The sequence below is a fragment of the Achromobacter xylosoxidans genome (genome assembly GCF_002192695.1).
Lineage (GTDB): Bacteria > Pseudomonadota > Gammaproteobacteria > Burkholderiales > Burkholderiaceae_B > Achromobacter > Achromobacter xylosoxidans_C.
The window spans coordinates 1-18,414 of the sequence record NZ_MTLG01000108.1 but is presented as its reverse complement, the minus strand read 5'-3'; the positions used below and the strand labels follow the sequence as shown (position 1 = coordinate 18,414).

The 18,414-nt window shown below is 67.3% G+C and carries 17 protein-coding genes; 7 read left to right on the top strand and 10 right to left on the bottom strand.

The window, feature by feature from the left end; translation table 11 throughout:
* From BRO63_RS25445 to BRO63_RS25420, 6 genes are all read right to left on the bottom strand, one after another.
* Positions 1-735, bottom strand: a 735-nt coding sequence (locus tag BRO63_RS25445; protein WP_088142458.1) for a FecR domain-containing protein, incomplete at its 3' end; no start/stop codon positions are given.
* 11 nt (positions 736-746) lie between these two features.
* Entirely contained in the window at positions 747-1,256 is a 510-nt protein-coding gene (locus BRO63_RS25440) for a sigma-70 family RNA polymerase sigma factor (RefSeq protein WP_088142457.1), read from the bottom strand.
* A gap of 118 nt (positions 1,257-1,374) precedes the next feature.
* Positions 1,375-3,726 carry a ferric-rhodotorulic acid/ferric-coprogen receptor FhuE gene (fhuE, locus tag BRO63_RS25435; RefSeq protein WP_088142456.1) on the bottom strand — a complete coding sequence of 784 codons (2,352 nt, stop codon included), beginning with the start codon at positions 3,724-3,726 and terminating at the stop codon, positions 1,375-1,377.
* Between the two features lie 211 nt (positions 3,727-3,937).
* Positions 3,938-4,936, bottom strand: coding sequence for a FecR family protein (locus tag BRO63_RS25430; protein WP_088142455.1), 999 nt, complete (start codon positions 4,934-4,936; stop codon positions 3,938-3,940).
* On the bottom strand, positions 4,933-5,436 hold the full coding sequence (locus tag BRO63_RS25425; protein ID WP_088142459.1) for an RNA polymerase sigma factor: 504 nt from the start codon (positions 5,434-5,436) through the stop codon (positions 4,933-4,935). Before BRO63_RS25425 ends, BRO63_RS25430 begins: the two co-directional genes overlap by 4 nt.
* Positions 5,437-5,541: 105 nt before the next feature.
* The gene (locus tag BRO63_RS25420; RefSeq protein WP_054451693.1) at positions 5,542-5,784 is read right to left on the bottom strand and encodes a hypothetical protein; all 243 of its coding nucleotides are present in this window, start codon (positions 5,782-5,784) and stop codon (positions 5,542-5,544) included.
* 247 nt (positions 5,785-6,031) lie between these two features.
* On the opposite strand from BRO63_RS25420, the gene BRO63_RS25415 reads away from it, so the two are divergent.
* Positions 6,032-8,137, top strand: coding sequence for a PTS sugar transporter subunit IIC/EAL domain-containing protein (locus BRO63_RS25415; RefSeq protein ID WP_088142454.1), 2,106 nt, complete (start codon positions 6,032-6,034; stop codon positions 8,135-8,137).
* On the opposite strand, the gene BRO63_RS25410 is transcribed toward BRO63_RS25415, so the two are convergent.
* Entirely contained in the window at positions 8,130-8,990 is an 861-nt protein-coding gene (locus BRO63_RS25410) for a prohibitin family protein (RefSeq protein WP_373557799.1), read from the bottom strand. The genes BRO63_RS25415 and BRO63_RS25410 overlap by 8 nt on opposite strands.
* A gap of 401 nt (positions 8,991-9,391) precedes the next feature.
* Here BRO63_RS25410 and BRO63_RS25405 point away from each other — a divergent pair, with 401 nt between their 5' ends.
* On the top strand, positions 9,392-10,456 hold the full coding sequence (locus BRO63_RS25405) for a M4 family metallopeptidase (protein WP_088142452.1): 1,065 nt from the start codon (positions 9,392-9,394) through the stop codon (positions 10,454-10,456).
* Positions 10,453-10,782: a protealysin inhibitor emfourin gene (locus tag BRO63_RS25400; RefSeq protein WP_088142451.1), complete on the top strand. Its 330-nt coding sequence runs from the start codon at positions 10,453-10,455 to the stop codon at positions 10,780-10,782. Before BRO63_RS25405 ends, BRO63_RS25400 begins: the two co-directional genes overlap by 4 nt.
* Here the strand turns inward: BRO63_RS25400 and BRO63_RS25395 are convergent.
* On the bottom strand, positions 10,706-11,992 hold the full coding sequence (locus BRO63_RS25395; RefSeq protein ID WP_088142450.1) for an MFS transporter: 1,287 nt from the start codon (positions 11,990-11,992) through the stop codon (positions 10,706-10,708). The genes BRO63_RS25400 and BRO63_RS25395 overlap by 77 nt on opposite strands.
* An 82-nt stretch (positions 11,993-12,074) precedes the next feature.
* Between BRO63_RS25395 and BRO63_RS25390 the strand changes: the two genes are divergently transcribed.
* Positions 12,075-12,872 carry an AraC family transcriptional regulator gene (locus tag BRO63_RS25390; protein WP_088142449.1) on the top strand — a complete coding sequence of 266 codons (798 nt, stop codon included), beginning with the start codon at positions 12,075-12,077 and terminating at the stop codon, positions 12,870-12,872.
* Here BRO63_RS25390 and BRO63_RS25385 read toward each other — a convergent pair.
* Positions 12,865-13,242 (bottom strand): DUF4148 domain-containing protein, encoded by a 378-nt coding sequence (locus BRO63_RS25385; protein WP_088142448.1) that lies wholly within the window; start codon positions 13,240-13,242, stop codon positions 12,865-12,867. The genes BRO63_RS25390 and BRO63_RS25385 overlap by 8 nt on opposite strands.
* A gap of 270 nt (positions 13,243-13,512) precedes the next feature.
* Between BRO63_RS25385 and BRO63_RS25380 the strand changes: the two genes are divergently transcribed.
* Genes BRO63_RS25380 through BRO63_RS25370 form a run of 3 tightly spaced genes read left to right on the top strand, consistent with a single transcriptional unit; the run spans position 13,513 to position 17,564 of the window.
* A complete protein-coding gene (locus tag BRO63_RS25380; protein ID WP_088142447.1) occupies positions 13,513-15,030 on the top strand; it encodes an MFS transporter in 1,518 nt (505 codons plus the stop codon).
* 15 nt (positions 15,031-15,045) lie between these two features.
* Entirely contained in the window at positions 15,046-16,101 is a 1,056-nt protein-coding gene (locus tag BRO63_RS25375; protein ID WP_088142446.1) for an HlyD family secretion protein, read from the top strand.
* Positions 16,098-17,564 (top strand): efflux transporter outer membrane subunit, encoded by a 1,467-nt coding sequence (locus BRO63_RS25370; protein ID WP_088142445.1) that lies wholly within the window; start codon positions 16,098-16,100, stop codon positions 17,562-17,564. Before BRO63_RS25375 ends, BRO63_RS25370 begins: the two co-directional genes overlap by 4 nt.
* Here BRO63_RS25370 and tam read toward each other — a convergent pair.
* Positions 17,539-18,312, bottom strand: a complete 774-nt coding sequence (gene tam, locus BRO63_RS25365) for a trans-aconitate 2-methyltransferase (RefSeq protein WP_088142444.1) — start codon at positions 18,310-18,312, stop codon at positions 17,539-17,541. The two genes, BRO63_RS25370 and tam, sit on opposite strands and share 26 nt — an antisense overlap.
* Positions 18,313-18,414: the final 102 nt, after the last annotated feature.

Sequence of the window (18,414 nt, the reverse complement as noted above, 5' to 3'; positions counted from 1 at the left end):
GCCGCCGGCCGCCGAGAACTCCGCCTGCCCGCCGGCCAGCACCCGCCGCGGCGCATCGTTCGGATCCAGGCCGCGCACGTCCACCGCGCCTTCCAGCACCGCCACCCGAATGCGGCCATCTTCCAGGTCGCGCACCAGGAATCGCGTGCCCACCGGCGTCAGCACGCCGGCGCGCGTGCGCACCGTGAAAGGCCGCGCCAAAGGATCGCGTCCGGTGGTCACCTGGATCTCGCCTTCCAGCAACACCAGCTCGCGCCGGCTGGCCGTAAAGCGCAGGTCCAGCGCACTGGCGGTGTTCAGTTCCAGCAGCGTGCCGTCCGGCAGCGTGACAGCGCGGCGTTCGCCAGTGCCTGTCCGCAAATCCGCCGACAGCGCACGGACGGCGCCGCTCTGGCTCGCCGCCCAGGTCCCCAGGCCCAGCCCGGCCGCCGACACCATCCAGCGTATGGCGTTACGGCGCGACTGGATCAACGGCGCCTGCCGCAGCGCGCGCGCGGCCACATCGCCGCCGGCGTCGGCCACGCCCGTGGCCACATCGCGCGTCAAGGCGTTCAGCCGTTGCCAGGCCAGCTCATGCGCGGGCTGCGCCTGGCGCCAGCGTTCGAAGCGCGCGCGGTCCTCATCCGTCGCGTCCTCGCGCAGCCGCGACCACCAGTCGGCGGCCTGCTGGACGATCTTGGAATCAACGGGCCCCGCTTCCGGCGCATGCGGCCGCAGCAGTCTTGCGCTTTCCATCCTGCCCTGCCTCACCCGTAGACGGCCGTGTAGCAATGCACCAGCGCACGCGCCAGGGACTTCTGCACGGCATTGGGCGTCAGGCCCAGCCGTTGGCCGATTTCGGCATAGGACATCCCGTCCACCTGCGCCATCAGGAAGATCCGCCGGCTGTTCATGGGCAGGCTGTCGAGCAATTCGCAGACCTGCTCCAGGGCCTCCAGGATCAGGGCGCGCGCTTCCACCGAAGGTTCCATCGCCGCCGGCTGCAACGCCATCGACTCGGCATAGGCCGCTTCCAGCGCGGCCCGCCTGGCCCGGCCGATCAGCAGGCGCGTGGCGATGGTGCGCAAGTACGCGCGCGGCTCATTCAGCGGTTCTCGGATATCGGCGCGGATCAGCCGTTCAAACGTGTCGTGCGCCACGTCGGCGGCGTCGGACACGTTGCCCAGCTTGCGCAGCAGCACGCTGCGCAACCACTGGTGGTGAGCCAGATAGACCGATTGCACCTCGGCGCGAGGAGCGAATGAAGAGGATGGCATGACGGTGCGCCCCCGCCATCGCGGCCAGGCGCTTCCACTTAATGAAAATGATTCGCAATTATAATTATCTTCAGCCTCTTTACAAGAACCGCGGACAGAAGCCCGGTGCGCCGCGCAATCAGAACTTGGCGGTCAGGTTGACGAATACGCTTCTGGGCTCGCCGTAGTAGACCTGGTTGCCCACGCCGCCCAGGTAGTACTTCTTGTCGAACAGGTTGTTCAGGTTCATCTGCGCCGACAAACGCGAATTGAAGTCGTAGCGCGCCATCAGGTTGTAGATCGCGTAGGCCTTCTGCTTGACCGTGACCGTGGCGTCGCCGGCGCTGACTTCGGAGTAGCTCGACAGCTGCCAGTTGACGCCGCCGCCCACCGTCAGGCGGCTCCACTGGCCCGGCAGCCGATAAGTCGTGAACAGCTTGGCCACCGCGCGCGGACGCTCGGGATTGACCGACACGCCCTGCGCATCGCGGCTGGTGTAGTACGTGCCGCCGGCATAGGCGTTCCAGCCGTCCGACAGTTGCCCGCTCACTTCCAGCTCGATGCCCTTGGTGGTGACGCCGTCGGCGGTCTTGTAGGCCTGGTCGGGCGTGCCCGGCACCAACTTGTCTCCGTCCAGCACCGCAACCTTGCTTTGCTTGACCTTGAACAGCGCGACGGACGTGTTCAACCTGCCATCCAGGTATTCGCCCTTCAGGCCCACCTCATAGTTCTGGCCCTGCACCGGATCCAGATAATTGCCGCTGCTGTCCCGATTGTCCTGGGGCTGGAAGATGTCGGTGTAGCTGACGTAGGCGGAGTAGGTGTCGTTCAGGTCGACCACCAGGCCGGCGTACGGGATGAACTGGGAATCCTTCTGGTCGCGCGTGGGCGATGTCGATTCCCAGGTCGCGTAACGGCCACCCGTGATGGCGGTCAGGTTGTCGGTCAACGACCACCGCGCCGCGGCATAGACGCCGCGCTGGTGCGTCACCGTGTCCCGCAAGCTGGCCTCGGTCCAGGACGGCTGCGCATACGAGCCGTCCCACTGGTAGAAGTTGCCGGTATCCGCCAGCGTGGCGCGGTCGAAGCCGTAGCGGTAGAAGTCCTCGCCGTAGCGGCTGCGCATGGCGCCCACCACCAGCTCATGCTTGCGGCCGAGCAGGCTGAAGGGCCCCGTGGCCTGCAAGTCCAGCGAGGTCTGCTGCGCGTAGGAATTCCAGTATCCCGGCAGCGCCGCCAGCCCGGTTCCCGTTGCGCGGTCCAGGTCGCCGTACAGGTACAAGAGCTTGGCGTCGTACTTGCTCTTGCGCTGGGACCAATCGGCCTTGACCTCCCAATCGTTGGCGAAACGATGCTCGAGCGTGGCGAACATCGTCTGGTTGGTCGTGTGCCAGTAAGTCCAGTCCGCCGCCGTGGTCTTGGAGCGCCGCCAATCCGTCGGCGTGCCGTCGCTGAACACCACGGGCAGGCTGCCCCAGGTGGAGCCGCGCGGACGCTTGTCCTGATAATCCGCGCCCACGCTCAGCCGGGTCGATGGCGTCAGGTCGGCATCGATGACGCCATAGAACACCCGCTTGTTGGCATGATAGAGATCGATGTAGGAATCGCGGCCCTGGTACAGCGCCACCATGCGCGCACGCACGCTGCCTTCCTGGTTCAAGGGCGTGGACAGGTCCACGGCGCCGCGATACTGATTCCACGACCCCGCGCCGGCGCTCACCGTGCCGGTGAACTCGCGGCTATTGGCATGCTTGCGCACCAGGTTGATGGAGGCGCCCGGGTTGCCCGCTCCAGTCATCAGACCGGTCGCGCCGCGCACCACTTCGATGCGGTCGTAAATGAACGAATCGTTGTCGGATTCGCCATACATCGACAGGCCGATGGTGGTGGGCACGCCGTCGTACTGCAGGCTGTCGATGTAGAAGCCGCGCGACCAGAAGTCCGTGCGGTCGGTGTCCTCGCTCACCACCTGCACGCCGACCACGCTGCCCATCACTTCGTCCAACGACCGCAGGTTCTGGTCATCGATGCGCTGGCGCGTCACCACGCTGACGGACTGCGGCGTTTCACGCAGCGACAAGGTCAAGCCCGTGGCCGCGGCCGATGCGGGCGTGGTGTAGGAGCCCGTGCCTTCGGTCACCGCCGGATTCAAGTTGCCCAGCACCGTCACGGGCGCGAGGCTGGCCACGCCGCCATCGCGCGACAAGATGATGCTGTCTCCCTGCCAGCGGTAGGTTACGCCCGTGCCTTGCAGCAGGCTGCGCAAGGCCTCCTCGGGCGGTAGCCGGCCGCGCAGGCCGTTGCTGCTTACGCCGGCCACCACCTCAGGCGCGTAGAACACGCGCACCTGGACCTGCGCCGCCCATTGCAGCAAGGCATCGCCCAAGGGTTGCGCCGCGATGTCGATGGGCACGGCAGACGCTTGCGTCTGTGCAATCGCGGGCGTGCCCGCCGCCGCCACGGCCACTGCCAACACCAAGGAAGCAAACATGAAACGGGAAGATCCGCACACGAGACGCGTGGCGGCGGGGAAATGCCTGGCTGCTGGAATAGTCACAAGTACCTGCTGTTCTGTTCGACGATACGGGGAACGTTTCCCGAGATGGAAACGCGGCGGCTGCCGCCTTCCTTCGTAGAACGAATCAGCTCAAGATAAACCTGAATCCCATTCTCATTTATTTTGTAACCGTGCCTCGATGAAGCTACTTTGCGCTGATTTCGATAGCGCCGTCGGGGCGCGGCGTCAGGCGCACCGGCGCGACCGCCGGCAAGGCGTCGACCAGGGCTTCGGGCCGATCCAGGCTGAACGACGCCGATACCCGCAAGCGCCCCACCTTGTCGTCCGCCAGCCGCAACGGCGTGGACAAGTAGCGGTTCATGTCCCGCACCACCTCGGCCAGCGGCGCGTTCTTGAACACCACCCGCCCTTCGCGCCACGCGATCGCGCTCTGGACATCGGCGGGCGCGGGCACGCCGATCGCGCCGCTGCCCGGCACGCGGATGCCGTCGCCCCCGCGCAGCACGGCATGCCCCATGTTCCACCAGCGGCCGCCCGACACCTCCACCGTGCCGGACGCCACCAGCACCGCGACCTGATCTTCGTCGCGCCGCACATCGAAGACCGTGCCGGTCACGCGCACCACGCCGCTGCCGGCGCGCACGATGAACGGCCGCGCGGGATCGGCGCTGACGGTAAACAGGATCTCGCCGCTGTCCAGCGCCACTTCCCGGCGTCCGGCGTACAAACGCACGTCGGCGCGCGTCGCGCCATTGAGCTCCAGCACGGAACCATCGGGCAACGTCACCTGCCGGCGTTCACCGCGCTCCGCGGCAAGCGTCGCGGAGTACCCCGGTATCTCCGCTGGCAGAGTCCACCACGCCACCATTGCCGCCGCGCCCAATGCCGCACAGCCCGCGGCAAGGCGCAGCGCAAGGCGGCGCTGCCGCTGCGGCCGGGGCCGGGCCGGAATCGCTCCGCCCAGCAAGGTCCGGACTTGATCGCGGGACATGCCGGCGGCGGCCTTGCCCAGTTGCTGCATGCGGTCGAACTCGCGCGCCGCGTCGGGGTGGTCGCGCCGCCAACGGGCAAACTCGCGCCGCTGGCGGCGCGTCAGCTCGCCCGAATGCCAACGCGCGAACCACTGCGCCGCGGTATCGGGCGCGCGCTGCTCATCGCGGTCATGGGTGGAAAGCATCGTCATGGATTGTGTTCACGCATGCGGTCGCGGACGAATTCGATTGCGCGCATGACATAGCGTTCGATCATGTTCTTGGACAGGCCCATATGCTGCGCCACCTCGGCCTGCGTCCAGCCTTCGATGCGGTTCAGGACAAAGGCCTCGCGGCACTTGGGCGGCAATTCTGCCAGGACTTGCGCCAGATCATCGGCCAGGCGCGACGCGCGCACCGGCGATTCCGGGTCAGTCCAGGCGGGCTGGTCGGCCTCGTCCAAGAGGTCCAGCGGCACATGCTCGGTCCGCTCCTGGCGGCGCCAGCGATCGATCAAGCGATGTCCGGCAGCCTGGAAGAGGTAGCTGCGCGCCTTCAACGCGACGCTGGCGTCCGCCTTCAGCAGGCATTCGATGGCATCGTGCGCCGCATCCTCCGCGTCATGCCGATTGCCGACTCTGCGGCTCCATACCCCCACCAGCTCGTCGTAGTAGGCGAGCCAGCCGGAACGGGGCGGAGAGGAGCGGGGCATGGACCGATCGGACAACGGAGGTGGCGACGCCGCGAATTTTACAAATAATTCTCATTATCGCAACTGCCTGCCATCGTCCTTGCCCAGGCCCGCTCGCAGGCCCCGTCAGTAGTCCATGGGAACGTGGCTTTGCGCCTCTCGCAGTTCCTGTATGTGGCGCTCGGCCTCCTGCCTTTCGACGGCAGGCGGCAAAGGGCGCCAGCTCACCATGTTGCCGGGCGTTTTCACCGGCATCCAACCCAGCACGCTGTACAGCGTGATGGCCGTGCATCCTGTGTCGTACCGCGTTTCGTAGTATCCCTGCCGGTCCGGCTTGGTATCGCCGGACGTCCAATCCAACTGAGACATCCACGTCTCCTCATTCTGAAGCTTGTAGTCCCGCGCGTCGGGCGAACGACTCTAGATCGTATAGCGGCCCTGCGTGCCCGTGCTGCCACCTTGCGCCCGCTTTGCAATTCTTGATAGAGGGGAATCCCTGACTTTCTGATAGGCGTTGATTGCTAAACCTGGAAAAGCGGGGCTAGGATGTAGCAAAGTATTTTTACAAACACGGGAGCGGGGATCTTCGCTTGCACGGACTCTTGGGCGAACCGCCATGCCGAAACTGGCCCTGACGCGTTATCCGAAAGATCGGCTGGCCGTGCTGGCGGGCGCCAGCGCCCTGCGCGCCATACGCGAGGGCCTGCTCTGGACCCTGCCCTGCCTGCTGGTCACGGCGCTTTTCCTGGTGCTGACCGTCATCGCCCGCCAACTGGGCCTGCCCGCCACGGTCGTGGAACTGCTGGCCGCCGTCCACGACAAGCTGACGAGCCTCATGCCCATCCTGGCCGGCACCTCCATCGGCTACATGCTGTCGTTCCGCCATCGCGTGCCGCATCTGCCCACCGCATTCCTGTGCCTGTCCTACGTGATGATCGCCGAAGGGCTGCTGGCGCCCTATCCGCAGGCCGCCGCCACCCTGGTGCTATTCATCGCCATCGTCTCGCCCCTGCTGACGGTGCCGCTGATGGCATGGCTGCACCGCCGTCGCTGGACCCAGCTGGCGCCTGACGGGGTCATCAGCGAAAACGTCCGCGACACGCTGAACATGGTCGTGCCCGGACTATTGACGGCCAGCCTGGTGGTGCTTGCGCTGTCCGCCGTGCTGCAGATTCCGGCCGTGGCGCAATTCAACATTCCCTTGAGCCTGGCGTCGCTGGACAGCCCCTTCACCTCGGGCGCGTTGATGGCGGGATTGAACTCCCTGCTGTGGTTCTTCGGCGTACATGGCTACCACGCGCTCGCCCCCCTGATGAGCGTGATGGACCAGGCGGCCATGCTGAACTCCGCCAGCCAGTCCGCCGGCTACGAAGGCATGTATGCCTTGAACAGCACGCTGCTGGGCGCCTTCGTCTTCATCGGCGGATCGGGCGCGACGCTGTCGCTGGTCGTGGCCATGCTGGTGTTCGCGCGCAGCGAATCGCTGCGCCTGCTGGCGCTCGCGAGCCTGCCGGTCGCGCTCCTGAACGTGAACGAAATCCTGCTCTTCGGGCTGCCTCTGATCCTGAATCCGCGCCTGCTGGTGCCGTTCATCCTGGCGCCGGTGACCAACGTCATCCTTGCCCTGGCCGTCGTGCAGCTGGGCTGGCTGCCCTCCGCGGCGACGACCCTGCCGCTGACCTCGCCGGTGCTGTTCAATGCCTACATCGCCGCCGGCGGCAACCTGGGCGGCGTGGCGCTGCAGCTTGCGCTGGTGGCCATAGGCACTTGCCTGTACGCGCCCTATGTCGTCGCGCTGGAGCGCCAGCGCGAGGAAAGCGCCACCGTCTACTTCAAATCGCTGGACACCACCTTCACCCGGCTGCAGGAAGAGTCGCTGCTGTATGCGCATGACCCGGTGGTGCAGACCTACGCCGACCGCGCGCGCCGCAATGCCGAAAACACCCGTATCCGCGCCATCAGCCAATACGATTTCCACCTGGAATTCCAACCGCAGGTGTCACTGCGCAGCGGCCTGTGCACTGGTTGCGAAGCGCTGCTGCGCGCCACCGGGCCGGACGGCGCGCGCCAGACTCCGCTGGAATTCCTGCGCTGGCTGGCGCAGGCCGACCTGATGCGGGAAGTGGATCTGTGGGTGGCCAGGCAGGCCGTGCAGCAATGCCTGCAATGGCGCAAACGCGACTTCGCCTTGCCGATGACCATCAACGTCACGGCCGGCACGCTGACGTCCGGCGACTACCTGGAAAAACTGATCAAGGTGCTGGCGCAGGCCGGCGGGCAAATCTCGGTGGAGTTGACCGAAGACGCGCTGGTGGAGGACACCCAGGCGCTGCACACCGCCTTCGACCGCCTGCATGCCATAGGCGCACGGGTCTACATCGACGATTTCGGCACCGGCTATTCGGCCCTGAGCTATCTGCATCAGTTCGAGATCGACGCGGTCAAGATCGACCGCAGCTTCGTCGTGGCGCAAGACAGCGACAGAGGCGCGCTGGTCTTGAACGGCCTGCTGCGCTTTTGCGAAGCGCTGAACCTGCAGATCGTGGTGGAAGGCGTGGAAACGGACCAGCAGCTGATGGCGCTGGAATCCCCCGCCGAAATCATCGTGCAGGGGTGGTACTACAGCAAGGCCTTGTCGGGCGACAGCCTGATGGACTATGCCCAAGGCCGGCAGGCTGCGCCGCCCATGCGTGCGCAGCCCTCGCCCGCGGCGCCTACTTGATGCCGATGAACGGCAGCGCCGCGCCCGGAACTTGCGTGGACGGCAGCACGCCATCCCACTTTTCCACCGCATTCAGGCTGACCAGATTGGTGTTGGCGGCCAGGGCCTCGGCCTTGGCGCGGATCGCGGCCGCTTCGGCGTCGCCGCGCATGCGGATGCCGTCGGCTTCGGCCGTGAACTGCTGGCGGCGCGCGTCGGCTTCCGCCTTGGCCTTGACCACCTGGATCTCGGCGGTGATCATCGCCGTTTCCTTTTGCTGGCGGGTCGTCTCGATCTGCACCTGCGCCAGCATGCGTTGTTCGATCGAGTGCTCGTAGGCCTGCGAGAAACCGACTTCCTCGATCTGCACGCCCACCACCTGCACCGGCGCGCCTTCCATCGTCTTGAGCACGGCGGCGTTCACGTCCTGTCCCAGCTTCTGGCGTTCCTGGATGGCGCGCACCGCGGTGTACTGGCCGAACACGTTCTTCACCGAATCCGGCGTCTTGCGTTCCAGCACGCGCATCTGCAGGTTGCTGATGGTGCCGTACTCCGAGTACAGCTCGGCCACATGCTCGGGCGGCACACGGTAGGTCACCGACACGCGCAGCGTGGCCGGCTGCTGGTCATAGCTGTAGGCTTCCAGCTTTTCAAACACGAACGTGTGGTCGCGCACCGACACCGTCATGACGTTGTCGATGAACGGCGTCTTGAAGTCCAGGCCCGGTTCCGACACGCGCACCAGCTTGCCGTTGCGCAGGACCACGCCGCGCTCGCCCTGATCGACCTGGAACCAGGAATCGAACGCCAGGAACAGGATCAGCATAAACAACACCGCCGTGATTACCGCGATCTTGATGCCGCGCGGCTTCACGGCACCTATCGTCTTGACCATCTGGATGTCTGTCGGCTTCACTTCGAATCCCTTTCTGATTTTGAACGTTTACGGTCCGAGAGCACGGCGGCGATGCCGCGCGCCAGCAAATAGGCGACCACGGCCGCCCCAACCAAGATCAGGAAATACCTCATCGTGCGTTCCCCCCGGAAAATAAGCAGGGGATTCTATCGCGAGTGGAAGTCAAACGAATTGTGGCGATTGTTGCGACGGCATCGGCAAGCGGCTGCAAGCGCGCCGGCAGGCGCAGGCGCCCGGCTGGCGCGTAACGTTTCTAGCATCAGGCCGCACACTGTTACGTCCCTGCGCCAGACCTATCTGCTACCGTTGAATCGCCTCGCGCCGCGGCCCTGGCCCGGCGCCCACGACGGAGACCGCGCATGCCACGTCCTTCCGAGTCCGCGCCGTTGATTGGCGTGATACCCCCCTACATGCTGGATCGCCTGGCGCAGCACGCCGACGCGCGGGTCAGCATGCCCGCGGTCAAGACGCTGATCATCGACCAGCAGCAACGCAGTCTGCGCGAGATGGCGGTGCAGCCCCCGCGCGCCAAGCCGGCCCGCCCCAAGAAGGCGGCGCCCGCCGGCACGCCGCAGCGCGCCGTGCACGACGCCGCCAACACCACCACCCTGCCCGGCAAGCTGGTGCGCGCCGAAGGCGCCCCCGCCAGCGGCGACGTGGCGGTGGACGAGGCCTATGAGCACCTGGGCTCGACCTACAAGCTGTTCTGGGACGTCTACCAGCGCCATTCCATCGACGGCCAGGGACTGCCGCTGATCGGCACCGTGCACTACGGCGAAGACTACGACAACGCCTTCTGGAACGGCGCGCAGATGGTGTTCGGCGATGGCGACGGCGAAGTGTTCAACCGTTTCACGGTGGCGGTGGACATCATCGGCCACGAGCTCACGCACGGCGTGATCGACGCCGAGGCCGCGCTGCTTTACCAGGGCCAGTCCGGCGCCTTGAACGAGTCCCTGTGCGACGTGTTCGGCGCGCTGGTCAAGCAGCACACGCTGGGCCAGGACGCGCGCCAGGCCGATTGGCTGGTGGGCGCCGGGCTGTTCAAGCCCAAGGTCCGCGCCCGCGCGCTGCGCTCCATGGCCGAACCCGGCAGCGCCTACGACGATCCCTTGCTGGGCAAGGATCCGCAGCCCGCCCACATGCGCGATTACGTGGACACGCCGAACGACAACGGCGGCGTGCACATCAACTCCGGCATCCCCAACCGCGCCTTCTATCTGGCGGCCACCGCGCTGGAAGGCCCCGCGTGGGCCGGCGCGGGCCGCGTCTGGTACGAGGCGCTGTGCGACAAGCGCCTGCGCCACGACGCCGACTTCGCGCAGTTCGCGAAGCTGACGCTGGCCGTGGCGGCGGAACGCCACGATGCCGCCGTGCGCGATGCCGTGGCCCGGGCGTGGGCCGGCGTGGGAGTCCAGGCATGATAGAACTGCCCCCCCTGGACCTTGCCCTGCTGGTGCGCCTGACGCGCGAAGGCGGGTTGGCGTACCTGCCCGCGCTGGCGCAGCCGCGCAGCATAGACCTCGTCACCTGCCCGCCGGACGTAAGACAGGAAGTATGCGACGCCCTGCAACGTTCCGCGCCTGTCGCCGTCCCGCGTTGCGCCGAGGGTGGCGGCGACCAGCGCTACTTCCACGTGGAGGTCGTGTACGAAGGCGACGACGCCACGAACATCAGCTTCGACGTGCCGGAGACCGACGCGCCCGAGCCGCTGGTGCGTTTGTGGAAAAGCCGGGCCGGGCAGGCTTGAGCGCGGCATCGCGGTATTGCCCGATCTGGATGGCGCGGCCCGCGTAAAGGCCGGTGGCCGCCATCGCCAGGCACAAGGCCGCGCACAGCCCCAGCGCCACGTTCCAGTCGCCTTGCGCGTCATGCAGCGTCCCCGCCAGCGCGGGTCCGCTGGCGGCGAGCAGGTAGCCCACGCACTGCGCCATGCCCGACAGCGCCGCCGCCTGCTGCGCATGGCTGGCGCGCAGGCCGACAAATGCGAGGCCCAGGATAATGCCCCCGCCCGTGCCCAGGCCCATCAGCACGATCCACAGCGTCGCCCAGCCGGGCGCGACGATCAGGCCGACGAACGCGGCGAACGAAGCCGCGGCCGAGCAGAACGCAGCGCCGCGCTGGTCCTTCAAGCGCCGCACCACCGGAGCCAGGAACAGGGCCGGCACAGCCGACATGAGCTGCAGCAGGCCATGCAGCGCGCCGGCGCGTTCGGCCGTATAGCCGACATCGCGCAGGATGGCCGGCAACCAGCTCACGCCCACATAGAACACGAAGGAATTGATGCCCAGGAACAGCGTCACCTGCCACGCCAGCGCCGAACGCCACAGGCGGGTGCCATGCGGCGCATGCGCCGTGGATGCCGCGGGCGCGGTGTGATTGGCCAGCTGCGGCAGCCACAGCAAGGCGCTGAGCACGGGCACCACCAGCAGGCAGCCGGTGGAAAAACGCCAGGTCGCGTCGGACAGGTTCGCCAGCGGAATGGCGATGGCGGACGCCAGGCCCGCGGCCAGGCTCATGGTCAACACGTAGGCAGATGTCAGGCTCGCGACCTGCTGCGGAAAATCGCGTTTCAAGAGGCTGGGCAGCAACACATTGCCGATGGCGATGCCGGCGCCGATGACAACCGTGCCCAGGAACAGGCTCCAGGCCGGCCCCAGCGTGCGCACGGCAATGCCTGCCGCGACCAGCAGCATGGCGGCAAACAAGCTGCGTTCCAGTCCGTGGCGGCGCGCCAGGCCCGCGGCGAATAGCGATACCACGGCGAACGCCAGCAGGGGCAAGGTGATCAGCATGCCCGCAGCGGTGGCGCTCAGCCCCAGCTGCTCGCGGATCATGCCGGTCAGCGGCGGCACGCCGGTAATCGGCGCGCGCAGCGCCATCGACATGCAAAGAATGCCGGCGATCAGCAACACGGGATGGCCGGCGGGACGTTTGGAAGTAAGAGGATGCGAATTCATGCCATCAGCTTAAGCATCGCCGCCCTCGCCGAATTTCGCCATAATGACAAATTATCCCTAAATTCGGTCAAGGTGATACTCGATGCACCGTCTGGACGATCCCGCCCCGTTCTTCAACCCCGATATCGACTCGCAATGGACCTATGCCATGCGCGTGCATGCGGACGAGAACGATCAGGAATCCCCGCCGCACCGGCACGCAATGGGCCAGCTGGTCCTGTCCTTGCAAGGCGGCGTGACTTGCTCCGTGCCGCAAGGCCTGTGGATGGTGCCGCCGCAATGCGGTGTCTGGATTCCTGGCGGCGTGCCGCACAGCAACCGCGTCACGCAGAATGGCCGGGTGTGTTTCCTGTTCGTGCCGCCCGACGCCACAGGCCTGCCAGGACAGTGCTGCACCTTGGCGATCTCGCCGCTGGTGCGCGAACTGGTCGCCTATCTGGCGGACCTGGCTCCGGAAGACACGGCCACACCTTCCAACCGGAAGCTGGCTGAAGTGCTGGTCGAGCAATTGGCGCGCATGCCGGCCGAACAACTGCACCTGCCCATTTCGGAACACCCGCGCCTGCGCGAAATCGCCGATGCGCTGCACGCCGATCCCGCCGACCGCAGCACGGTGGCGCAATGGGGCAGACGCGTCGCCATGAGCGAACGCACGCTGGCGCGGCTGGTGCAGCAGGAGCTCGGCATGAGCTTTGGCCGCTGGCGTCAGCAGATGCACCTCATCCAGGCCTTGCAGCGCCTGTCCGCGGGCATCTCGGTGCAGCGCACAGCGGAAGACCTGGGCTACGAATCCGTCAGCGCCTTCATCACCATGTTCCGCAAGACGCTGGGCAAGACGCCTGCCCGCTACTTCGCGGACAAGGCCGACGGAATCAATTGACGGCGGGCGGGTAGTCCAGCTCGCCCGACTTCATCAGGCCGCGCAGGCGCGCCTCGCGCAGTTCCGCGACCGTCTGGTCCCGGGTCTGGTCCGATCGCGACGGCAGCGCGGGCGGATAATCCTGTTCGCCGTACGTGACCAGGCCGGCCGCGCGCGCGGCGTCGAGTTCTTCGCGCACTTGCTGGCGGGTCTTGGTGCTGACATGGGGCAGATCCACCGGGTATTGCTGTTCGCCGTAAGTCACCAGGCCGGCGGCCTTGGCTTCCATCAGTTCTGCGCGCACCTGTTCACGGGTCTTGCCTTCGGCATGCGCCGCGGCGCCAACGAGCGCCATGCTCAGCGCCAGGACGGAGAGTCGAAATGTATTCATGAAATCCTCTGCGGTTAACGAGTGCTGCAATGTTCGTTCGCCTGCCTGCCGGGATAAATCCCGCGCGGCGCAATCGAAGATTGCCCGCCACGCAAGCCTCGCCGCACGCCCGCGCAGCGACCCGCGCACCCTTGCGTCCCGCGCAACGGTGGGTTGATCCAGGAATGGTTTTTCCGCCCCCCTCATCTACCTAGACTGAATAGCTCCTGTTATCCAAGGACGCTATTCCATGTTGTCTTCCTCATCCCCGGGCAGGGGCGACGCGCGATCATGACGGCCGCCGCTCCCCCCGCCCCGCCCCCTGCGGCAGCGTTCGGCTGGCGCATCCTGACCGGATTGCTAGGCGTGCTGCTGGCGGTGATCCTCGCCGGGCTCAACGAAAACGTGACCAAGATGGCGCTGCCCGACATCCGCGGCGCGCTGGGCATCAGCTATGACCAGGGCACCTGGTTCGTGGCCGTCTATAGCGCGGCGTCGGTATGCGCCATGGCGTTCGCGCCCTGGTGCTCGGTCACGTTTTCATTGCGCCGCTTCACGGTCACGGCGCTGGCCGCTTTTGCGCTGTTCGGCGCGCTCTGCCCGTTTGCCCCCAACCTCCCCGTGCTGCTGTTCCTGCGCACCCTGCAGGGCCTCGCGGGCGGCGCGCTGCCGCCCATGCTCATGACGGTGGCGCTGCGCTTCCTGCCGCCGGGCATCAAGCTCTACGGCTTGGGCGGCTACGCCCTCACCGCCACCTTCGCGCCCAGCCTGGGCATACCGCTGGCGGCCTTCTGCACCGAGGTGCTGGGCTGGCGCTGGGCCTTCTGGCTGATCGTCGCTCCCGCAGCGCTGGCCGCCTGGGCCGTCTGGCGCGGCCTGCCCCAGGATCCGCTCAAGCTCGAACGCCTGCGTCTGTTCGACTGGCGCGGCCTGCTGCTGGGCGCGCCTGCGCTGTCCATGCTGGTCATCGGCCTGTTGCAGGGCGACCGGCTGGACTGGCTCAACTCGCCGCTGATCTCCGTGCTGCTGGGCGGCGGCGGCGTGCTGATGGTGCTGTTCATGATCAACGAATGGTCCCATCCCTTGCCGTTCTTCAAGATCCAGCTCTTGCGCCACCGCAACCTGAGCCATGCCTTGCTGACGCTGGGCGGCGTGCTGATCGTGCTGCTGGGCGTGATCCTGATTCCCTCGTCGTTCCTCGCGCAATTGCGCGGCTACCGGCCGCTGGAAACGGCGCCGGTGCTGCTCACCATGGGCCTGCCGCAACTGATCGCGCTGCCACTGGTCGCGGCGCTGTGCAACCTGCGTCAGGTGGATTGCCGCTGGATGCTGGCCTCGGGCCTCGGCCTGCTGGCCCTGTCCTGCCTGCTGGGGTCGCGACTGACACCCCTCTGGTCGCGCGAGCAGTTCTACCTGCTCGAAGCGGTGCAGATCTTTGCCCAGCCCATGGCCGTGATCCCGCTGCTGATGCTGGCCACGGGCGGCCTGGCACCGCAGGACGGCCCCTGGGCTTCGTCCTGGTTCAACACCATCAAGGGCTTTGCCGCGGTGGCCGCCACCGGCCTGTTGGACGCCCTGACCACGTCGCGCCGCAACTACCACTCCAGCATGCTGGCCGACCAGTTGGGCAACTTTCCGCTGAGCACGGCCGGCGAAAACGCGGCGGCGCTGTCCCGCCGCATCCAGGAGCAGGCCGCCGTGCTGACCTCCGCCGATCTCTATCTGTGCATGGCCGGCGTGGCCGTGCTCCTCATCCTGCTGATCCCCTTCGTCGCGACCCGGATCTACCCTCCGCGCGCCGCGGCCTGAAATCGAGTCCCTATCATGACACTCTCTCTTTTGACTTCTCCCCTTCCCCGCGCCGGCGCTCTGGGCGCCCTGGTCCTCCTGGCCTATGCAGGCTGGTCCTGGTCCGCCACCGGCGCCGCTGAATCCACCGACGACGCCACCGTCGTCGCCGATCACACCATCGTCGCGCCGCAGGTATCCGGCTTCATCGACGCCGTGCTGGTCGAAGACAACCAGGCTGTCAAACAGGGCCAGCTGCTCGCCCGCATCGACGACCGCGACCACCAGGCCGCGCTGACGGCCGCAAGCGCCGAACTCGCCGTCGCTGCCGCGCGCCTGTCGGACGCGGCCGCAACGCTGGAACGCCAGCAGGCCGTGATCGACCAGGCCGTCGCCGTCACGCGCGCCGACCTGGCGGACATCCGCTATGCCGAAAGCGAGGCCCAGCGCCACCGCAGGCTGGCCAGCGAGGGCGCGGGCACCCAGCAAGCCTATGAACAGGCCCGCAGCCGGCTCGACATGGCGCAAGCTCGGCAAGCCGAACACACGGCCACCTTGCAGGCCGCGCGCAAGCAGCGCGACGTGCTGGAAGCCAACCGCGAGGCCGCGCAGGCCGGGCTGCTGCGCGCGCAGGCGCTGAAGGACCGCGCGGAACTCAATCTGTCGCATACCCAGGTCGTCTCCCCTATCGATGGCATCGTCGGCCGGCGCTCGCTGCGCGTGGGCGCCTACGTCAGCCCGGGCACGCCCATCCTCGCGGTGGTGCCGCTGCAGCAAGCCTATGTGGTGGCCAACTTCCGCGAAAAGCAGTTGACCCGCATGCGTCCGGGTCAGCTCGCGACCATCACGGTCGACGCCTATCCGGATACGCCGCTGCGCGGCCGCGTCCAGAGCATTGCGCCGGCGACAGGCTTGAGCTTTTCGCCGGTGGTCCCCAGCAATGCCACCGGCAACTTCACCAAGGTCGCGCAGCGCCTGCCCGTCAAGATCGTGCTGGATGCGCCCGCCGAAGGCGCGCCGCCGCTGCGCGCCGGCATGTCCGTCGAAGCCGTGGTCGATACCGGCGCCGCGGCAGAGGAGTCCATGCAATGACCCCGCGCCGCTTGATCAATGCCGCGCTGGCCTGCACGCTTGCCGCCTTGGCAGGCTGCGCCGTGGGTCCCGACTTTCAGGCTCCCCAGGCGCAATTGCCCGCGCAATGGCGAATCCCCGACGCCTCCGCCGCGGACAGCGTCCCCGTCCCGCAAGATGTGAACACCTCCTGGTGGGACAGCTTCGGCGATCCCACCTTGAGCGCCTTGATCGCCGAAGCGACCCAGGCCAACCTGGACATACGTATCGCCCACGAACGCCTGCTGCAAAGCCGCGCGGCCTTGCGCGTGACCGAAGCCGACGGCCTGCCCGCCGTCGGCGCGGGCGCAAGCTACAAGCGCGGCCAGAACAGCGAGGTCGGCCTGGCCGACCCTTCGGGCCACGGCGGCAAGTCCTCATTCAACCTGTGGCAAGCGGGCGTGGACGCCAGCTGGGAACTAGACCTGTGGGGCCGCGTGCGGCGCGAAGTCGAACAGGCCGGCGCCCAGTCCCAGGCGGCGCTGGAGGCGCAGCGCGGCGTGGTCCTGGCCATCCGCGCCGAAACGGCGCGCAACTACATCCTGCTGCGCGGCACGCAGAACCAGCTGGACGTGCTGCGCCAAACGCTCGCCAATGCCGAACGCAACCTGGCGCTGACCCGCCTGCGCCAGCGCGAAGGCGTCGCCACCGAGTTGGACGTTTCGCAAGCCGATGCGCAGGCTGCCTCCATCGAGGCCGGCGTGCCGCCGCTCGTGCTGCGCATCGAACAGCTGATGAATGCGCTGGCTCTGCTGCTGGAGCAACCGCCCGGCGCGCTGCAACCGCGCCTGGCGGCGGTGGGCCCGATACCGGGCGGCCCGCTGCAAGTCCCCGTCGGGCTGCCGAGCGAACTCGCCGAGCGCAGGCCGGACATCCGCCGCGCCCAGGCCAATCTGCATGCGGCCGTCGCTGCCATCGGCGTGGCCGAGGGCGACTTCTATCCGCGCATCACGCTGTCGGGCAACCTCGGCCTGCAGGCCTTGCAGCTGCGCGATCTGGACACCGACAATGCCGGCATCTTCGGCATCGGCCCCGCGTTGCAGATTCCCATCTTCCAGGGCGGCCGTCTGCGAGGCCGGCTGCGGCTGCGCGAATCGCAGGCTCGGGAAGCGGCGCTGCTGTACCAGAAGACCGTGCTGAATGCCTGGCATGAAGTCGACAACGCCATGACCGCCTACCAGGCTCAGCAACTGACCCGAGTGAGTCTGGAGCGCGCATCCGAGAGCGCCCGCCATGCGTTGCTCAACGCGCAACGCCAATATGCCGCGGGCGCGTCGGACTTCGTGAACGTGCTCAGCGCGCAGAACGCGGTGCTGGCCAGCGATCAGGCCCGCGTGTCGACCCAGGCCGCGGTGTCGCTGGTGCTGGTGGACCTGTACCGCTCGCTGGGCGGCGGCTGGGAGCCGCCTGCCGCGAACCTTACCCCTGCTTCGGCCCCGCAATGATGAACAGCCGCGGGAACGGCAGCAGCACGGTGCCGTCGGCCAGCGCCGGGTAGGCTTCCTCGATCAGTGACTGGTAGCGGGCCAGGAAACTGGCCTGCCCGGCGGCGTCCAGCCGGTCCAGATAGGGCCGCAGCGCCGTGCCCTTGAACCACTCCACGACCGCCGCCGCGCCCGCCAGCGGGTGGTGGTAGGTGGTGCGCCACACGTCCAGCAGGCCGCAATGCGGCTTGAGCAGTTCGTAATACCAAGCGGCGCTGTGCCGCGGCGGATGCTTGAAGCCGCCGATGGCGGCGGCCCAGGGCGCTTCGCCTGCCACCTGGCGCGCCAGGCGATGGGCCGGCTCTTCCAGGTTGTCCGGCGTCTGCACCGCCAGGCTGCCGCCCGGGGCCAGCTTGCCGACCAGGCGCGGATACAGCCTCGCGTGGTCCGGCACCCATTGCAGCGCGGCGTTCGCCAGGATCACGTCGTAGGTCGCGGGCGGATTCCACGTGGCAATGTCGGCGAGTTCGAACTGCAGCCCCGGCAAACGCTTCCTGGCCGACTGGAGCATGTCCTCCGAGCTGTCCATGCCGCTGACTTCGGCACCGGGGTAGCGGCTGGCGAGCACCTCGGTGGAGTTGCCGGGGCCGCAGCCCAGGTCCACCGCGCGCTTCACGTCCTGGTTGGGCAAGGCGGCGACCAGGTCCCGCACCGGGCGGGTGCGTTCGTTCTCAAAGGCGGAATACTGTTTGGCGGACCAGCTGGTCATGAGGGCTCCTTGCGGCATTTGAACTGTCCAGCACTCTACGCCCACCGCACTGGCGCGACAAATCCCAAAAAATGCGCCCGCCATATCCATCGGATATGGCGG

Bases quoted from the DNA above. Each gene is read 5' to 3' on its own strand.
- BRO63_RS25440 (WP_088142457.1), bottom strand. From the start codon at position 1,256: ATGCCATCCTCTTCATTCGCTCCTCGCGCCGAGGTGCAATCGGTCTAT.
- fhuE (WP_088142456.1), bottom strand. From the start codon at position 3,726: ATGTTTGCTTCCTTGGTGTTGGCAGTGGCCGTGGCGGCGGCGGGCACG.
- BRO63_RS25430 (WP_088142455.1), bottom strand. From the start codon at position 4,936: ATGACGATGCTTTCCACCCATGACCGCGATGAGCAGCGCGCGCCCGAT.
- BRO63_RS25425 (WP_088142459.1), bottom strand. From the start codon at position 5,436: ATGCCCCGCTCCTCTCCGCCCCGTTCCGGCTGGCTCGCCTACTACGAC.
- BRO63_RS25420 (WP_054451693.1), bottom strand. From the start codon at position 5,784: ATGTCTCAGTTGGATTGGACGTCCGGCGATACCAAGCCGGACCGGCAG.
- BRO63_RS25415 (WP_088142454.1), top strand. From the start codon at position 6,032: ATGCCGAAACTGGCCCTGACGCGTTATCCGAAAGATCGGCTGGCCGTG.
- BRO63_RS25405 (WP_088142452.1), top strand. From the start codon at position 9,392: ATGCCACGTCCTTCCGAGTCCGCGCCGTTGATTGGCGTGATACCCCCC.
- BRO63_RS25400 (WP_088142451.1), top strand. From the start codon at position 10,453: ATGATAGAACTGCCCCCCCTGGACCTTGCCCTGCTGGTGCGCCTGACG.
- BRO63_RS25395 (WP_088142450.1), bottom strand. From the start codon at position 11,992: ATGAATTCGCATCCTCTTACTTCCAAACGTCCCGCCGGCCATCCCGTG.
- BRO63_RS25390 (WP_088142449.1), top strand. From the start codon at position 12,075: ATGCACCGTCTGGACGATCCCGCCCCGTTCTTCAACCCCGATATCGAC.
- BRO63_RS25385 (WP_088142448.1), bottom strand. From the start codon at position 13,242: ATGAATACATTTCGACTCTCCGTCCTGGCGCTGAGCATGGCGCTCGTT.
- BRO63_RS25380 (WP_088142447.1), top strand. From the start codon at position 13,513: ATGACGGCCGCCGCTCCCCCCGCCCCGCCCCCTGCGGCAGCGTTCGGC.
- BRO63_RS25375 (WP_088142446.1), top strand. From the start codon at position 15,046: ATGACACTCTCTCTTTTGACTTCTCCCCTTCCCCGCGCCGGCGCTCTG.
- BRO63_RS25370 (WP_088142445.1), top strand. From the start codon at position 16,098: ATGACCCCGCGCCGCTTGATCAATGCCGCGCTGGCCTGCACGCTTGCC.
- tam (WP_088142444.1), bottom strand. From the start codon at position 18,312: ATGACCAGCTGGTCCGCCAAACAGTATTCCGCCTTTGAGAACGAACGC.